Here is a 16,973-nt window from a genome sequence, read left to right on the forward strand (position 1 = left end):
AAACCAATTAAACTATTTAAGATTTAAGTATTGAATAGCCTTTTCCAAATCTTCATCAGGAACAGTTGTATGGAGTCCAGATTTAGGACCCTTTCTTATTAAAACTCTAAGCTCTTCTGCAGAAGTAATGTTTTTTTCTTTTACCATATTTTCAAGACTTTTAGAACCTTTGTGACATTTTAAACATTTAAAATCCCTTGGTTTTTCTTCTACTGGATTTGAAGAGGCATTTTTACTATAACCATTAAAAATTACTAAACCACCTATAAGAAATATCACAAAAATTATACCCATACTAAACCTTTCTAATTTGTTTTTCATTGTTTAATTAAACTTACTTGTTAAAAAATTTTTGTCAAGATAAAACATTTAGGATATCTTTAAGATTTTTTATAAAAGCTTCATTTTCCTCTGGTAAGCCTATAGAAATCCTTAAAGCTTTAGGAAATCCATAAGCCTTTAAAGGTCTTAATAAAAAGCCTCTCTTTAGAAGTTGCTCATATAAAAATTCTACTTTTTCTCCAAAATCAACCATAATAAAATTAGCCTGAGAGGGATAAACTTTAAATCCAAGATTTTTTAATTCATCTGTTAAATATTTTCTTCCTTCTTTTACTAAATTAATGCTTTTTTCTATATATTCTTTATCTTCAAGAACTGCTAAACCAGCTTTATAAGCTAAAATATTTATGTTAAAAGGTTGTCTCACTAAATCAAGTACTTTAGAAAGTTCTAAAAAGGTTATCCCATATCCCAGTCTTAATCCAGCAAGACCAAAAGCTTTAGAGAAAGTTCTAAGAATTAAAACTTTATAGCCCTTCTTTAAAAATTCTATTCCTAAAGGGATAGAAGGGTCTTCTATAAAATCTCCATAAGCTTCATCTATTACTATTAATACATGAGGAGGAATTTTTTCTAAAAATTCTTCCCAAGATTCTCTATTTAAAACACTTCCAGAGGGATTATGAGGATGATCTAAAAATATAATTTTTGTTTTTTTTGTAATACTTTTTAAAATTTTATTGAAATTATGTGTTAATTTTTTAGTTAAGGGTATAGTTTTTATCTTAACTCCGTATATTTGGGCAAATTTTTCATACATTAAGAAGCTTGGTTTACTTATAATAATTTCTTCATGAGAATCTATAAGGGCTTTAAAAAGAAAATCAATTATTTCATTTGATCCGTTTCCTAATATAATTTGTTCAGGCAAAACATCCCATTTTTTAGCTAAAGCTGATTTAAGTTCTTTATAGCTCGCTTCGGGATAGTAATTAATCTGAGAAAGGGAATCTCTAAGTACATTTAATACTTTAGGGGAAGGACCCAATGGATTTTCATTAGAGTTCATTTTATATATTTTTCCTGAAATTGATAATTCTTTTTTGAATTCCTCTATAGTTTTGCCAGGAGGGTAAGGTTTAAGAGATTTTAAATGAGGTTTAACAGACATTTTTATATTTAAAATCCTAATTTTGCAAGTTCTAAAGTTTTATCAATCTGAGATTGTAAAGCAGGTGGTATTCCTTCTATTTTAATAGTTAAAAATCCTTTTACAATAAGAGAAATTGCTTCCTCTTCACTTAACCCTCTTGCCATAAGATATTCTACTTCCTCTTGAGCTATTTTACCTACTGCAGCTTCATGAGTTAATTCTACATCATAAAAGAAGCTATCTAATTCAGGTATAGCCCTCATAATTCCCTTATCAGATAACATAAGTCCTTGACATTCAAGGTGTCCTTTTACTTTTGGAGCTTTAGCTATAATTTTACCTCGAGCAATATTTTCACCTCCATAGACTACATTACGAGAAATTATCTCTGTTCTTGAATTTTTTGCTTCTAAATGGACTTCTCCACCTATATCTATATAAGAATCAGGATGATTTGCAATTATGGAAATAAAAGAAGCCTTTGCATCCTTTCCTATTAAACGACAAACAGGAGCTGTTTGAATATTTTTTACTGGAAAAAGACTAACGTAAGTAGAAACAAAAGTTCCTCCCTCTTCTACTATAATACCTGTTCTTGGTCTTACACTTGTTTTTTCTCCCCACATATGAATCATAGTAAAAGTTAATTTGCCTCCCTTTTTAATATAAAACTCAGATATACCTATGTGAAGCGCTGATCCTATATGAGGATGAACCGAACAAGAAGTGATTAAATTAAGTTCTGCTCCCTCTTCTACAATTACGATATTATGAACTTTTTGAGCTATGTTTTCAGTTCTTATATAGAGACAGGTTTGAACAGGATATACCAATTTATAATTAGGGAAAACTCTTATAAAATAGCCATCATCTAAATCTTCTGCTACAGCTTTTGTAAACTGATCTTTTTCAGGAGAAACAGCCTTCCAATAATAATCTTTAATCCATTCATATTTTTTTAAAGCTTCGGTGATAGGTAAAATCTCCAATCCTTCTACTTTTTTCCGACAAAGAAGTGGTACTGCATCTATTTGAACATATTCTCCTTCCCTTTTTAATTCCTCATCTAAACCAAGAAGTTTAAGACGCTCTTTCTCTTCTTTATCAAGTTCAGCAAGATCTTTTGGCTTGGGTGCTTCTTTAGCTGACTTAAATTCTTTTAAATCTACTGTCTTTTCTTCCATAAATCCTCCAAAAGATTTAAACTTAAAACAGTTTAATTCTTTTCAAACATTTTTTACATTCTTCATATCCATATTTTTGGATACCTTCAAATATTTCTACAGGATTCCCTTGGCAATAAATTTCTCCATCCATAATTACATATCCAAGATCAGCAGCTACATATTGAAGAATAAATCCTGTATGAGTAATTATTAAACCACTTTTATTTCTTGGTTTATGAGGAATATCCTTTTGTAAAAGTCTTTTAATCATATTTCCGATTAATTGGATATTCTCTACATCAACACCTGATTCTGGTTCATCAAGCAAGACTAAGTCAGGATCTTGTATTAAAAGTTGAAGAAGTTCGCTTTTTTTAAGCTCTCCTCCAGAAAAACCTTTGTTTACCTCTCTATCAAGAAAGTTTTCAAATTGAAAAGTTCGTGCTAATTCCTCAATCTTTACACTATTTTCTTTAGCACAAAGTTTTAAAATATCCCTTAGTTTTACTCCTTTTAAAGTAGGGGGTCTTTGAAACATTATCCCAATACCTCTTTTTGCTCTTTCATAAGGAGGAAGATTTGTTATATCTTCACCTTTAAAATAAATTTTTCCATGTTTGATTTTATAGGTACGAAAACCCATAATAGTCATAAGAAGAGAAGTTTTACCTGAACCGTTTCTTCCGAATATTACATGAGTTTGTCCTACAGGAAGTGTCAAATTTATCCCTTTAAGAACCTCTTTCCCTTCTACTTCTACCCAAAGGTCTTTAATTTCTAAAAGTTTTTCCATTTTTGAACCCCTTATTTAAGTAGATTTGATTTTTATTATAATACACTTTTAAAAAATTTTTACTATAATGCTAAACAATTTTTAAAACTTTTTTGAGAATTTATTTTATAATATTTACTAAAGCTAAAGTATTCTATCAATTTTTACAGAATAGGTTATAATTTTTGGTAAAAAGTTAAAAAACTCTATGATACCTTGGGCTAAAATAATTATTGGTGATAGCAGAAAAATGGTTGAAATTAAAGATGAAAGTATAGATCTTATTGTTACTTCACCTCCTTATTGGCATATAAAAGATTATGGAAAGGTTGGTCAGATTGGATATGGTCAAACACTTCATGAATACTTGAAAGATTTATATAGGGTTTGGGAAGAATGTTTTAGGGTTTTAAAGTCAGGAAGAAGATTATGTATTAATATAGGGGACCAATTTGCTAGGTCAGTTATATATGGAAGATATAAAATCATTCCTTTGCATGCTGAGGTTATATCTCAGTGTGAAAGAATTGGTTTTGATTACATGGGAGCAATCATTTGGCAGAAAAAAACTACAATGAATACAACAGGTGGAGCGGTTGTAATGGGTTCCTATCCTTATCCACCAAATGGCATGATTGAGATAGATTATGAATTTATTTTAGTTTTTAAAAAACCTGGGACAGTAGGGAAAGTTCCAAAAGAGATAAAGGAAAATTCAAAGCTTACCAAAGAAGAGTGGAAAGAATATTTTGCTGGGCATTGGGGGTTTGGAGGTGAGAAACAAATAAATCATGAAGCAATGTTTCCAGAGGAATTACCGAAAAGGTTAATAAAAATGTATTCTTTTATAGGAGATACCGTGCTTGACCCATTCGTAGGAAGTGGAACAACTGTAAAAGTTGCCCTTGAATTAAAAAGAAATGCTGTAGGATATGAGATAAACGAAAATTTTCTTGAAATAATTAAAGAAAAGATGGGTATAAAAAATTCACTATTAAGAGTTTATGATGTAGAAATAATTAAAAGAAATGAAAAAATAAAACTAAACAATGTAAATTACAAACCAAGTATCCAAGATGCAAAACCACAATTAGATCCCAAAAAGTTAAATTTTAGAAAAAATGCTTTGTATAAAGTTGTTGATATAGTAGATGAAAATACAATAAAACTTAATACAGGTCTTTTAGTAAAGTTTTTAGGAGTAAATATTGTTGATAAAGACAGGGCAATTAAATATTTAAAAGAATATCTCTTGAAAAAAGAAGTCATGCTAAGGTTAGAAAGCAATTCAGTATTAAATAAAAATACGATTTTTGCTTATGTGTATTTAAAAAATAAAATTTTTATTAATGCTTATCTTATAAAGTCAGGAATAGCTCAAGCAGATAGAGAGAAAGAATATAAATTAAAAAGAAAGTTTTTAGAATTGGAAAAGGAGACAAAATGTGGCTAAAGAATGGATACTTAACATGGCAACTAACAGATGGGGACTTAATAAAAAGGATAGCGTCGGTCCTGTTTCGGAATGGATAAGGGAGTGTGACCCTAAGGATCTTAAAGAATGGGAAAATTGTTATTTTGAAAAATTAAAAGAATTTCTTTCTTTGAAAAATATTTTTCTTGAACCTTATGAATATCTTGAATATCTTGGGAAAAAGCTTTACACCAAAATCACAGAAGTAATAAGAGCTGAAATAGATGAAGTGTCAGAAGAAGATTGTGTGAAATATATTTACAATCTTGTCATAAATAGAACTTTTGAGGGTTATCAAACAGAAATAGATACTGTTTATAAAAAACTACGAAAGGAATTAAATATAGAAATAAAACCAGCACCCGACGAATGGGATAGACTTTATAATGTAGATTTTTATATAGAGGTAAATGGAAAATATATAGGTCTGCAGATAAAACCCATTACTTATAATCAAACTCCAGAAATTCACAAGTGGAAAGATTGGCTTAGCAGAACGCACAAGAGTTTTGAAGAAAAAATTGGTGGTAAGGTGTTTATTATTTTTTCCATTAAGAAAGGGGATAAAAAGGAAATATATAATAAAGAAGTAATTGAGGAAATTAAAGATTTAATCAAAAAATTAAAATTAGTGAACAATTATAAATAACTTTATTCTTATAACAAGTAATTGCTAATTTTGTTAGCATTTAAGAAGTTTATTTAAGGAAAGTATTTCAAAAAGGTTTCTGCACAAGTCTTCAATTAACTTCTAATCCACAAATTTTACCTGGACAACCGAGGGATTAAAGCCTGATAAAAATTGCGCTTTAGTGTGATAAATAGGAAAACAATTTTATCTTGAAAAATTTAAGTTATATTCTAAACTTTAACCAAATTTCAAAATTTTCTGAGGAGGAATTAAGTCTATGGAGAGATTGGAGGTTGAAATTGGTTCTTCTGCGCCGATTATAATTGAAACTGGTGAATACGCCAGATTTTCTGATGGAGCAGTAATTGTTAAACAAGGAGATACTGCAGTTTTGGTTACTGCAGTTATGGGAGAAAATTTAGTTGAAGGGATAGATTTTGTCCCGCTTTCAGTTGATTATAGAGAGCAATCCTCTGCATGGGGTAAAATCCCTGGAGGATTTATAAAAAGAGAAGGGAAACCAACTGATAGAGAGGTTTTAGTTTCCCGTCTAATTGATCGTTCTATAAGACCTCTTTTTCCTGAAGGTTTTTTCTATGATGTAGTGGTAACAGCTTTAACTTTATCTGCTGATGAGAAATTTGATCCTGATGTTCTCTCAATTATAGGAGCCTCAACAGCATTACATATTTCTAAAATTCCTTTTGAAGGTCCTTTAGCAGGTATAAGGATCGCTAGAATAGATGGAGAGTTTTTAATCAATCCTACCTATGAAGAAAGACAAAAGGCAGATTTAGATTTGGTTGTTGCCTGTTCCAAAGATGCAATTGTTATGGTTGAGGGAGGAGGAAAAGAGGTTGAAGAAAAAGTTGTTATAGATGCTCTTTATTTGGCTTTAACAAAATGTCAAGCTTTAATATCTGCCCAAGAGAATCTAAGAAATCAAATAGGTATCCCTAAAAAGGAGATAGAAATTCTTAATTTACCAGAGGAACTAATAAATAGGCTAAATGAATTTTGTTACAATAAAATAATAAAAGCTTTAGAAATTCCAGATAAAAAGTTGAGAAAAGAAGAACTTAATAAAATTTTAGAAGAATTTATTGCGAGTTTAGAGAATCAAGAGATTAATAAGGTAGCTCTTAGTTATTTTTATAAAAAATTAGTTAGCCAAATTTTAAGAAAAAAACTTTTTGAAGAAGGGAAAAGAATTGATGGAAGAACCCCTGATGAAATAAGACCAATAGAGATAAAAATCCATCCCTTTGAAAGACCTCATGGGAGTGCCATTTTTACCAGAGGACAAACCCAGGTATTTGCTACTGTTACCTTAGGTTCACCTGAAGAAGCACAAATGGTTGAAAGTATCTATGAAGGAGAAACTTTTAAAAGATTTATGCTCCACTATAATTTTCCACCTTTTTCTACAGGGGAGGCAAGACCCTGGGGACCACCAAGAAGAAGAGAAATAGGACATGGGGCTTTAGCTGAAAGAGCACTTGAACCCTTAATTCCACCAGAAGATACCTTTCCCTATATTATTAGAATTGTAGCTAACGTTCTTGAATCTAATGGTTCCACTTCTATGGCAACTGTGTGTGCAGGTTCTCTTGCTTTATTTGATGCAGGAGTTCCTGTAAGTAAACATGTAGCTGGGATTGCAATGGGACTTGTGATGGAGGAAGATAAATATATTATCTTAACAGATATTTTAGGAGAGGAAGATCAATTAGGAGACATGGATTTTAAAGTTGCAGGTACAAAAGAAGGAATTACAAGTATTCAAATGGATATAAAAATAAAGGGGTTAAAAAAAGAAATTATGGAAGAAGCGTTATTAAAAGCTAAAAAGGCACGTTTATTTATATTGGAAAAAATGTATTCAGCAATTCCGGAGCCTCGTAAGGAACTTTCACCTTATGCTCCTAAAATTGAAATTATAACTGTTCCAGAAGACAAAGCATTCTTAATTATAGGTCCGGGAGGAAAAACTGTAAAAGAAATAAGAGAAAAAACTAACACTATAATATGGGTTCTTGAGGGAGGAAAAGTTTCTATTACTGGAAAAACAAAAGAAGATATAGAGGCAGCAAAAAGAGAAATAGAAGCTATAATTGCTGAAATTGAGATAGGTAAAATTTACGAAGGAAAGATAACAAGAATAGAACCTTATGGACTTTTTGTAGAAGTATTCCCTGGTAAAATAGGTCTTTTACATATTTCTAAGATGGAAAATCCTCCTAAGGATTTAAAATCAGCTTATAGTATTGGAGAAAAAATAAGGGTAAAGGTTTTAGAATTTGATGAACTTGGAAGACCAAGATTTACTACTAAATTTGATAGTGAAGAAGGTTTAACAGATGAAAGAGGAGGACCAATACTTTAAAAAAGTTGAAGAGACTTACCAATTTTTAAAAGAAAATGTCCCTTTTGCCCCTGATATAATAATTACCTTAGGAACTGGTCTTTCTTCTCTGGGAGAAAAAGTTGAAAAAGTAAAAACTTTTCCTTATAGAGAAATTCCAAATTTCCCTATTTCTACAGTAGAAACTCATAAAGGGGAACTTGTTTTCGGTTATTTAGAAGATAAAAAAGTAGCTGTTTTACAAGGAAGATTTCACTATTATGAAGGTTATTCTGCAAAAGAGTTAACTTTTCCTTTAAGAGTGCTTACCCTCTTTAAACCAAAAATTTATATAGTTTCTAATGCTGCAGGAGGATTAAATTTAAGTTTTAAAGCTGGAGATATAATGATTATAAAAGATCATATAAATTTAATTCCAGATAATCCCTTAAGAGGGATTAATAATGAAGCTTGGGGGCCAAGATTTCCTGATATGTCATGTGCCTATGACTTAGAACTGAGGGATTTATTTAAAAAGGTTTCCCAAAAACTTAATGAAGAAGTAAAAGAAGGGGTTTATGTTGCAGTTCCTGGACCAAGTTTAGAAACACCTGCAGAAACAAGATTTTTACGTATGATAGGAGCAGACGCAGTTGGAATGTCTACAGTGCCTGAAGTAATTGTAGCTGTCCATGCAGGACTTAAAGTTTTAGGAATTTCAGTTATTTCTAATGTTAATGATCCTGACAATTTCAAACCTATTCTTTTTTCTGAAGTGGTAGAACAATCTAAAAAAACAGAAAAAAGATTAGAAAAAATTATAAGGGCATTTATAAGGGATTTAAAAATTTAAAATGGAAAAATTACTTATAAGTTATACACCGTTTGAGACAAGAGTCGGGCTTATAGAGGGAAATCAATTAGTAGAATTTTATGTGGAGAGACCTTCTGAAAAGGGATTGGTTGGGAATATATATAAAGCCAAAGTGGTAAGAGTGGTTCCTGGTATTAATTCAGCATTCGTAGATCTTGGTTTGTCAAGGACTGCTTTTCTTTTTGGTGATGATATAATGCCTTCAGGTGAAGTAGATTGGGATAAAGAAGGTATAATGATTACCCATCTACATGAAATTCTTAAAGAAGGGCAAGAGATTTTGGTTCAAGTAATAAAAGAGCCTATAGGAAACAAGGGAGCAAGGGTTTCAACCAATCTTACCTTACCTGGGCACTACTTAGTTTATCTTCCCTATATGAATCATATAGGTATTTCAAGAAAAATAAATAATGAAAAGGATCGTAAAAGATTAAGGGAGATGTTAGATAAAATAAGACCCCTCAATACTGGTTGGATTATAAGGACTGCTGCAGTTGAGGCTTCTGAAGAAGATCTAAAAATTGAAATGGAGTTTTTACTGAATTTTTGGCAAGAAATAAAAGAAAAAGCAGAAAAAGTAAAAGCTCCAGCCCTTATTTATGAAGAATTAAATATAGCTTTAAGAGCAATAAGAGATCTTTTTAATAAACAGATTTCAGCCATAATAGTAGATAATAAAGAATTTTATGAACAGATTAAAAATTTTTTAAATAAGTTTTTCCCTCATCTTACTCCTTATGTAGAACTTTATGAAGGACATGAAGATATTTTTACAGCTCATGGAATTCAAATAGATATAAAAAAAATACTCTCTCGAAAGGTATGGTTAAAATCAGGTGGTTTTATTGTAATTGAACCTTGCGAAGCTTTCACTGCTATAGATGTTAATACAGGAAGATATACTGGAACTAAAGAGCTTGAGGAGACAGTTTTTAAAATAAACTTAGAAGCTGCAGAAGAAATTGCTTATCAATTGAGGCTTAGAAATATAGGAGGGCTCATTATTATTGATTTCATAGATATGGAAAATCCTGAACATCAAGAATTAGTTGTACAGACACTAAAAGAAGCTTTAAAAAAAGATAAAGCTAAACACAGCATTTTACCTATTTCTCCTTTTGGGATACTTCAAATGACAAGAGAAAGAAAAAGAGAGTCTCTTTATCAAATATTTTATGAAACTTGTCCTTATTGCTCTGGTGAAGGAAAAATAAAAAGTAAGAGGACTATTTATTATGAAATATTAAGAAGAATTATGAAAATGGGTCCCCATATTAAAAATAAGAAGGTTGAAATAGAGATAAATCCTGAGCTATCTGAGATTATAGGGGAAGAAATCCAATACTTGGAAGATCTTGAAAAAAAATATAATTTTACCGCTACTTTAAAACCAAATAAGGAATTCCCTATTTGGGAGTATAAATTTCATATTATGTAAAATAAATTTATGAAAGAACCAGCAGTATTTTTAGACAGAGATGGAACTATCAATGAAGAAATGGGTTATATTAATGATCTTTCTCGTTTAAGAATTTTACCAGGAGTAGCAACTGCTTTAAAACTTCTTAAAGATTACGGATTTAAGTTAATTGTAGTTAGTAATCAAAGCGGACCTGCAAGAGGTTACTTTCCAAAAGAGTTAGTTTTTGAGACAAATGAACTTTTACAAAAAAGACTTAAGAAGAAAGGTGTTTCTATAGATGATTTTTTTATCTGTTTTCATCATCCAGAAGAAAATTGTTCTTGTAGAAAACCTAAACCTGGTCTTATATTACAAGCTCTTGAAAAATACTCCATAGACCTTGAAAGATCATATTTAATAGGAGATAAAATTATAGATATAGAAACAGCACAAAACGCTGGAATAAAAGGAATTCTTGTTTTGACAGGATATGGGAAGGGGGAACTTAAATATGTAGCTCCTCAAAAAGGGATTTTTCCCCATTTTGTAGCAAAGGATCTTAAAAGTGCTGCTGAATTTATTATAAAGGATTGTTTTCAGAAAAAGTGAAAATTTTAATAGTAAAACTTTCAGCTTTAGGTGATGTAGTTCAGACTTTACCCTCTTTAAGTTTATTAAAAAAGGTTTTTCCTGAATCTAAGATAGATTGGGTTGTAGATAAAAGAAATGCTGAAATCTTAGAAAAGCATCCTTATCTCAATAAAATTTTAGTTTTTTCAAATAATACCTTTTTTTCTTTTAAAAACCTGAAAAAATTCTTAAAAGATTTAAGATCAGAGGAGTACGACGTAGTTATAGATTATCAAGGACTTTTAAAAAGTGGAATTATTACTGGATTAAGCAAAGCTAAGTATAAAATTGGCTTTGCCAATCATAGAGAGGGAAGCCCCCTTTTTTATAACCTTAAACTTCCTCCCTATGATAAAAATTTACATGCAGTTAAAAGATACCTTTTTCTTACCAAAAAAGCGATCGAAATTTTAGGAAAGCATAAGGATTTAATTTATTCTGAAGAAATACCAGAACCAATTTTTTCTTCTGAAATATTAAATAAAAAGCTTAAATTTATTAAAAAACCTTATATAGTTTTTGTTCCTTCTGCACGTTGGGAGACTAAATGGTGGCCATTTTCGCATTGGGAAAAACTTATAGAGCTTTGTAAAGATTTAGCTAAGAATTTTGATATATTTATCACAGGAAGTTCATCAGAAATAAATTTAAAATCGTGGGCAGAAGAAATGGAAAAAAAATACCCCTATATTTATTCTTTAGTTGGTAAACTTTCTTTAAAAGAACTAATAATCTTAATAAAAGATTCAAAAGCTTTGGTAAGTGTTGATACTGGACCTATGCATATAGCTGAAGCATTAAAAAAACCTGTAGTAGCCTTATTTGGACCAACTTCTCCAGAAAGAACCGGACCTTGGGCTGGAGATTTTAAAGTTATTAGAAGTTCTTTATCTTGTAGCCCCTGTTTTAAGAAAAAATGTAAAGAATTAAAGTGTATGTTTGAGATAAAGCCTGAAGAAGTAAAAAATGCTTTGGAAGAGCTAATTATAAAGTATTATTCTCTATGAAAAGTTTTATAAAGTTCCTGATAAAGAGGAGATTTTTCCAGTAATTCATCATGAGTTCCTTCAGCTACGATTTTTCCTTTGTCAAGAACAACGATTTTATCTGCTTTTTTAACAGTTGATAAACGATGAGCAATAATAATAATAGTATGCTTGTCTTTTAAATTTTCTAAAGCTTGGTGGATAGCAAATTCTGTTATACTATCAAGTTGACTTGTAGCTTCATCAAGAATTATTATAGGAGGTTTTTTTAGAAAAACCCTTGCTAAAGCTAATCTTTGTTTTTCTCCCCCAGACAGACTCAATCCATTTTTCCCAAGAATAGTTTCATAGCCCTGAGGAAGTTTTTCAATAAAATCATGAATCATAGCTAATTTACAAGCCTCTATCACTTCTTCTTTTGTAGCAGAAGGTTTCACCATTATTAAATTATCCCAAATTGAAAGATTAAAGAGAAAAGGTTCTTGCAAAACCATACCAAAAAGACTTCTCAAACTTGAAATGTCAAAATCTTTTAAAGGAGTGCTATCTAAATAAATATCTCCTTCTTGAGGATCATAAAATCTTGGTAGAAGAGAAACTAAAGTAGTTTTTCCTGATCCACTTTGCCCAACTAAAGCTGTGATTTTATTAGTAGGTATAAATAAATTGATTTTTTCTAAAGCAAGTGGTAATTGAGGTGAATATCTAAAAGATACATCTTTAAACAAGAATCCCTGAGAGGGAGCAAAGGCTTTTAAAGTTCCTCCTTTTTCTTCTGGCAATTCAAAAATTTCTTGGATTCTTATCCAGGCTCCTTGAATTTCTTTTAAACCTGTATAAGACCTTGCAAGTTTTCTTAGGGGATTAAAGATAAGAAGGATAGATGCCAAGATAGAAAGAAAGGCTCCTGGAGAAAGAGAGCCTTTTATAATTAAAAAACCTCCATAGCCTATAACTAAAGCACCTCCAAATCCTGTCATAATATCTACTAAACTTTTAGAACCTTCTCTATATTTGGTAATTTTTAAGCTCCATCTATAGAATTTATTTAATTCCTTTAAAAAAAGATCTGACAATTTATCATAGGAGCCACTTATTTTTATTTCTTTTATCCCTTTAGTTATTTCATTCATTTTTTGAGTAAGCTCTCCTGTAGCACTTTGAGCAAGTTTTCTTGCTTTTCTTGTTTTTATTCCTAAAGCTTTAGCTCCAAAGACAATTATAGGGATAGTTAATAGTGCAACCAAAGTTAGATCCCATTTTTGATAAAAAGCAACTCCTAATAGAGCAAAAACAGTCAAAGTTTCTTTAAAAAAGGTTTGAAGATTATCACCTAAGATAGGTTCAATTTGAGAGGTGTCATTTATCACTCTTGAAATAGTTTGCCCCTCTCCATATTTAGTTAAATGTTCTACAGGGATGGAAAGACATTTTTTAAAGAGATCAAGTCTAATAAGATTTACCATTCCTGTTGAAACATCTTTCATTAAATAAGCTTGAAGAAGGGAAAAACATCCCATAAGGGTAAAAATTAAAATGATAAAGAAAGGAATCCATTTAAAATATTCATAATGTTTTTCTATAAAAACATAATTAAAAATAGGTTTTATAGCCCAGGTGCTAAAACCTGTTAAAGTAGAAGTAAGAGAAGCAAAAAAAAGAGCAAGGAGAAATTTTTTCCAGAAAGGTTTTAAATAATGTAAGATATTTTTTAGGAAAAAAAGAAGTTCCAAAGAAAACCTATCTCCTAAATTTCTTTTGCTAATTTCATAAGTCTCGCAATTCTTTCTTCAATAGGAGGATGAGTTGAAAATAATTTAAATAAACTTTTACTTGATAGAGGATTTACAATATACATCTGAGCATGGGCAGGGTTTACATCTAAAGGATAAGCTCTGTTCCAGGTTTCTAATTTTTCAAGAGCCTTTGCCAAAGCACCTGGGTTTTTAATAATTTTAGCTCCAGTTTCATCAGCTAAAAATTCTCTACTTCTACTTATAGCAAGTTGAATAAGTGTTGCAGCTATAGGAACAATAATAATAGCAACAAGGGTTGCAATAAGACCAAGTGGATTTCCTCTATCCTCATCATCTCTATGAATTCCACCAAACATTAAAGCCCATTGAGCCATATGAGCAAGATAAGTAATAGCTCCTACTAATACAGCAGCGATAGTAGAAATTAAAATATCTCTATTTTTAATATGAGCAATTTCATGTGCTATAACCCCTTTTAATTCTTCAGTATTTAAAAGTTTTAATAATCCTGAAGTTACAGCAACTACGCCATTTTTAGGATTTCTTCCAGTAGCAAAAGCATTAGGAGTTTCAACAGGGACAATATATATTTTAGGTTTAGGAATTCCAGCCTTTCTTGCTACTTCCTCTACTATAGCATGAAGTTCTGGAGCTTGACTACGATCCACAGGTACAGCTCCAGTTGTTGCAAGAACAATCTTATCCGAAAAGAAATAGGCTATAGAATTCATTATTAAAGCCATGAAAAGAGCAATAGTTGCCCCTGTTTTTCCTCCGATTAAATTTCCAACTACAATAAAAAGAATGCTTAATATAGCTAAAAATAAAAAAGTTTTTAAGACATTCCACATAAACTTTTTCACCTCCTAATTTGCTTCTTTTGTTTTAAAAATTATAAGTAAAAATAGGTGGTTGTCAAGAAATCGGTATTTTAAAGAACTTTTAGAGGTCTTTATTATCGAAGTATTGACATTTAGATTAAAAGTTATAAATAAAAAGATCATGTTTAAAATTAAATTTTTACCTTACAATTTAGAAGTTACTACACTTCCAGGAGAAACTATTATAGACACAGCAATGCGATATGGTATTCATATAAATGCCTCTTGTGGAGGAGCTGGGGTTTGTAATAAATGTAAAATCATAATTGAAGAAGGAAAAGTAAAAGGAGAAATTATTGAGAATAATTTTTATAAAGCTTGTGCAACTTTTCCTCTTTCAGATTTAGTTGTTAGAATTCCTATAGAAAGTTATATAGAAAAAAGGGCAACTTTTCTAAAACCAAAAAAGAGACCTGCTTTTTTATCAAAAGAAATCAAAAAAATACCAGATTCCCCTTTTAAAAAACTTTATTTTAAACTCCCTTTACCTACCATTGAAGAAAACTTTTCAGATTGGACAAGAATAAAATATGCGTTAGAAAAAGAAAAAATTTTAAATCCCGAAGTAAATATAAATATTTTTAAAAAATTGCCCCACATTTTGAGAGAAAAAGAATTTGAAGTAACTTTAAACTTATATTATGATCCAAGAAAGGATAGATACTATTTAATAGATATAGAAAGTGGAGACAAAACTTCTTATAACTTAGGAGTAGCAATAGATCTTGGAACTACAACTTTACAGCTTGAGCTTATAGATTTAAATACTGGAGAAACTTTAGCTTTTACTTCTGATTATAATCCTCAAATAAGCTATGGTGAAGATGTGATAAGTAGAATTGAGTTTGCTAAAAGAAAAGATGGTTTAAAGATTTTAGCATCTAAGGTTAGAGAAAAGATAGTAAATTTAATTGAAGAAATGTTAAGAGAAGCACAAAAAAATTTAGAAGATATAAACTTAATTTCTCTTGCAGGGAATACAGTAATGAGTCATTTGTTCTTAGAATTGGAGCCTAAATATTTAAGGGAATATCCTTATGTTCCAGTAGCTACTGAATTTCCCTTAATTTTTGCTAAGGATTTAGAACTTCCTCTTAAAGAAACTACTTTAATTCAGCTTGCACCTTGTAAAGCAAGTTATGTAGGAGGAGATATTGTTGCAGGTGTTGTTGCCTCTCGCATGGCAGAAGAAGAGCCTTTAACCTTATTTATAGATCTTGGAACAAATGGTGAAATTGTATTAGGAAATAAAGAATTTTTAATGTGTGCTGCCTGTTCAGCAGGACCTGCTTTTGAAGGAGGGGGAATAAAAAACGGAATAAGGGCTGTTTCAGGAGCTATTGAAGTTGTCAATATTGATCCTGTCTCTTTTGAACCAATGATTTTAACTATAGAAAAAAAACCACCTAAGGGAATATGTGGTTCTGGAATAGTTTCACTTTTGGCTAATTTATTTAAAGTGGGGCTTATAGATAGATCAGGTAAATTTGTAAGAGATACAAAACATCCCAGATTAAGAGAAGGTGAAGATGGATGGGAGTATGTAGTAGTTTGGAAAGAAAATTCAGCAACCGGTGAAGATATTGTTTTTACCGAAAATGATATAGAAAACGTAATTAGAGCCAAAGGAGCCATATTTGCTGGATGTCAAGTATTGTTAGAATCTATAGGACTTTCTTTTGAAGATGTTGAAAGAATCTATTTAGCAGGAACCTTTGGAAATTATATAGATTTAGAGGAAGCAATTATTATAGGACTTTTGCCAGATATTCCTCGTGAAAAATTTTTCTTTTTAGGAAATACAAGCCTTGAAGGAGCAAAACTTGCTTTATCATATAAGGAAATACTTTTAAAAATGGAAAAAGTAGTTAATATGATGACCAATATTGAACTTTCAACTTATCCAAAATATATGGAATATTACATGGCTACCTTATTTTTACCCCATACCAATGAAGATCTTTTTCCTTCAGTAAAAAATTTAAAAATTTAAAAATTTAAATGGAGAGATAAAAATGATTCACAAAGAAGGGATTCCCTGGGTACTATATCCTCTTTTTTTCTCAACAACTGCTTTAATTTTTAAAAAGAAAAAATTAGCAGCTGCAGGTTTGATGTTAAGCACCTTAAACGCTTATTTTTTTAGAGATCCCAAAAGGGAACCTGTATTAAATCCTGAATTGATCATTTCCCCTGCCGATGGAAAGATAGTTCTTTGTAAAATAGAAGAAAAAAAAGATTGGTATCCGGGAACACTCTGGAGGATAGGTATTTTTATGAGATTATGGGATGTGCACATCAATAAAAGCCCAGTTACAGGAAAAATTTTGAAAATGAGTTATTTCAAAGAAGAAAACAGAGAAAAACAAATTTATCTTATTGAAAGAGAAGATGGATGTCCTTTCTGGGTAATTCAGATAGGAGGACTTATAGCAAGAAGAATAAAGAGTTTTGTTCTTCCCGGAGATGACGTAGTTACAGGAGATCCGATAGGAATAATAAAATTTGGTTCAAGAGTTGAACTTTATTTTCCATTAGAGGGAACTGAGATTTACGTTAAAGAAGGACATAAAGTTTTTGCTGGTGAAACTGTTCTTGGAAGAATTCCTTTAAAGACTTAA

15 protein-coding genes are annotated in these 16,973 nt (G+C 30.6%); 9 read left to right on the forward strand and 6 right to left on the reverse strand.

Annotated elements, in window-relative coordinates; all coding sequences use genetic code 11:
- Positions 1-12: 12 nt before the first annotated feature.
- From TOPB45_RS05965 to TOPB45_RS05980, 4 genes are read right to left on the reverse strand one after another with little or no spacing between them, the layout of a single operon-like run.
- Positions 13-321 carry a hypothetical protein gene (locus TOPB45_RS05965; RefSeq protein WP_144011493.1) on the reverse strand — a complete coding sequence of 103 codons (309 nt, stop codon included), beginning with the start codon at positions 319-321 and terminating at the stop codon, positions 13-15.
- Between the two features lie 34 nt (positions 322-355).
- Positions 356-1,453: a histidinol-phosphate transaminase gene (gene hisC, locus TOPB45_RS05970; RefSeq protein WP_013909942.1), complete on the reverse strand. Its 1,098-nt coding sequence runs from the start codon at positions 1,451-1,453 to the stop codon at positions 356-358.
- 8 nt (positions 1,454-1,461) lie between these two features.
- Complete coding sequence (locus TOPB45_RS05975) at positions 1,462-2,619, reverse strand: SufB/SufD family protein (protein WP_013909943.1); 1,158 nt, start codon at positions 2,617-2,619, stop codon at positions 1,462-1,464.
- A 22-nt stretch (positions 2,620-2,641) separates the two neighbouring features.
- Complete coding sequence (locus tag TOPB45_RS05980) at positions 2,642-3,394, reverse strand: ABC transporter ATP-binding protein (RefSeq protein WP_013909944.1); 753 nt, start codon at positions 3,392-3,394, stop codon at positions 2,642-2,644.
- 187 nt (positions 3,395-3,581) lie between these two features.
- Here TOPB45_RS05980 and TOPB45_RS05985 point away from each other — a divergent pair, with 187 nt between their 5' ends.
- The 7 genes from TOPB45_RS05985 to waaC all read left to right on the forward strand — a co-directional run bounded on the left by TOPB45_RS05985 (position 3,582) and on the right by waaC (position 11,735).
- Positions 3,582-4,826 carry a DNA methyltransferase gene (locus TOPB45_RS05985; protein WP_013909945.1) on the forward strand — a complete coding sequence of 415 codons (1,245 nt, stop codon included), beginning with the start codon at positions 3,582-3,584 and terminating at the stop codon, positions 4,824-4,826.
- Positions 4,819-5,496, forward strand: a complete 678-nt coding sequence (locus TOPB45_RS05990) for an MjaI family restriction endonuclease (protein ID WP_013909946.1) — start codon at positions 4,819-4,821, stop codon at positions 5,494-5,496. Before TOPB45_RS05985 ends, TOPB45_RS05990 begins: the two co-directional genes overlap by 8 nt.
- Before the next feature lie 259 nt (positions 5,497-5,755).
- Complete coding sequence (locus TOPB45_RS05995) at positions 5,756-7,864, forward strand: polyribonucleotide nucleotidyltransferase (RefSeq protein WP_013909947.1); 2,109 nt, start codon at positions 5,756-5,758, stop codon at positions 7,862-7,864.
- Complete coding sequence (locus TOPB45_RS06000) at positions 7,839-8,675, forward strand: purine-nucleoside phosphorylase (RefSeq protein WP_013909948.1); 837 nt, start codon at positions 7,839-7,841, stop codon at positions 8,673-8,675. Before TOPB45_RS05995 ends, TOPB45_RS06000 begins: the two co-directional genes overlap by 26 nt.
- 1 nt (position 8,676) lies before the next feature.
- Positions 8,677-10,134 (forward strand): Rne/Rng family ribonuclease, encoded by a 1,458-nt coding sequence (locus TOPB45_RS06005; RefSeq protein ID WP_013909949.1) that lies wholly within the window; start codon positions 8,677-8,679, stop codon positions 10,132-10,134.
- A 9-nt stretch (positions 10,135-10,143) separates the two neighbouring features.
- Positions 10,144-10,707: a D-glycero-alpha-D-manno-heptose-1,7-bisphosphate 7-phosphatase gene (locus TOPB45_RS06010; protein WP_013909950.1), complete on the forward strand. Its 564-nt coding sequence runs from the start codon at positions 10,144-10,146 to the stop codon at positions 10,705-10,707.
- Positions 10,704-11,735, forward strand: a complete 1,032-nt coding sequence (waaC, locus tag TOPB45_RS06015) for a lipopolysaccharide heptosyltransferase I (protein ID WP_013909951.1) — start codon at positions 10,704-10,706, stop codon at positions 11,733-11,735. The genes TOPB45_RS06010 and waaC overlap by 4 nt, the downstream gene beginning before the upstream one ends.
- On the opposite strand, the gene TOPB45_RS06020 is transcribed toward waaC, so the two are convergent.
- Together TOPB45_RS06020 and TOPB45_RS06025 are read right to left on the reverse strand one after the other, a co-directional pair.
- A complete protein-coding gene (locus TOPB45_RS06020; RefSeq protein ID WP_013909952.1) occupies positions 11,723-13,447 on the reverse strand; it encodes an ABC transporter ATP-binding protein in 1,725 nt (574 codons plus the stop codon). The genes waaC and TOPB45_RS06020 overlap by 13 nt on opposite strands.
- 14 nt (positions 13,448-13,461) lie before the next feature.
- Positions 13,462-14,322 (reverse strand): zinc metalloprotease HtpX, encoded by an 861-nt coding sequence (locus tag TOPB45_RS06025; RefSeq protein ID WP_013909953.1) that lies wholly within the window; start codon positions 14,320-14,322, stop codon positions 13,462-13,464.
- A gap of 61 nt (positions 14,323-14,383) precedes the next feature.
- On the opposite strand from TOPB45_RS06025, the gene TOPB45_RS06030 reads away from it, so the two are divergent.
- Complete coding sequence (locus TOPB45_RS06030) at positions 14,384-16,345, forward strand: ASKHA domain-containing protein (RefSeq protein WP_236608013.1); 1,962 nt, start codon at positions 14,384-14,386, stop codon at positions 16,343-16,345.
- Positions 16,346-16,367: 22 nt separating this feature from the next.
- The gene (locus TOPB45_RS06035) at positions 16,368-16,973 is read left to right on the forward strand and encodes a phosphatidylserine decarboxylase (protein WP_013909955.1); all 606 of its coding nucleotides are present in this window, start codon (positions 16,368-16,370) and stop codon (positions 16,971-16,973) included.

Origin of the sequence: Thermodesulfobacterium geofontis OPF15, from assembly GCF_000215975.1 — a bacterium.
Classification (GTDB): Bacteria; Desulfobacterota; Thermodesulfobacteria; order Thermodesulfobacteriales; family Thermodesulfobacteriaceae; genus Thermodesulfobacterium; species Thermodesulfobacterium geofontis.

What these genes read in the sequence shown, in the direction of transcription:
- hisC (WP_013909942.1), bottom strand. Translation starts at nt 1,453, where the DNA reads ATGTCTGTTAAACCTCATTTAAAATCTCTTAAACCTTACCCTCCTGGC.
- TOPB45_RS06025 (WP_013909953.1), bottom strand. Translation starts at nt 14,322, where the DNA reads ATGTGGAATGTCTTAAAAACTTTTTTATTTTTAGCTATATTAAGCATT.
- TOPB45_RS05965 (WP_144011493.1), bottom strand. Translation starts at nt 321, where the DNA reads ATGAAAAACAAATTAGAAAGGTTTAGTATGGGTATAATTTTTGTGATA.
- TOPB45_RS05980 (WP_013909944.1), bottom strand. Translation starts at nt 3,394, where the DNA reads ATGGAAAAACTTTTAGAAATTAAAGACCTTTGGGTAGAAGTAGAAGGG.
- TOPB45_RS06005 (WP_013909949.1), top strand. Translation starts at nt 8,677, where the DNA reads ATGGAAAAATTACTTATAAGTTATACACCGTTTGAGACAAGAGTCGGG.
- TOPB45_RS06000 (WP_013909948.1), top strand. Translation starts at nt 7,839, where the DNA reads ATGAAAGAGGAGGACCAATACTTTAAAAAAGTTGAAGAGACTTACCAA.
- TOPB45_RS05975 (WP_013909943.1), bottom strand. Translation starts at nt 2,619, where the DNA reads ATGGAAGAAAAGACAGTAGATTTAAAAGAATTTAAGTCAGCTAAAGAA.
- TOPB45_RS05985 (WP_013909945.1), top strand. Translation starts at nt 3,582, where the DNA reads ATGATACCTTGGGCTAAAATAATTATTGGTGATAGCAGAAAAATGGTT.
- TOPB45_RS05995 (WP_013909947.1), top strand. Translation starts at nt 5,756, where the DNA reads ATGGAGAGATTGGAGGTTGAAATTGGTTCTTCTGCGCCGATTATAATT.
- TOPB45_RS06010 (WP_013909950.1), top strand. Translation starts at nt 10,144, where the DNA reads ATGAAAGAACCAGCAGTATTTTTAGACAGAGATGGAACTATCAATGAA.
- TOPB45_RS06035 (WP_013909955.1), top strand. Translation starts at nt 16,368, where the DNA reads ATGATTCACAAAGAAGGGATTCCCTGGGTACTATATCCTCTTTTTTTC.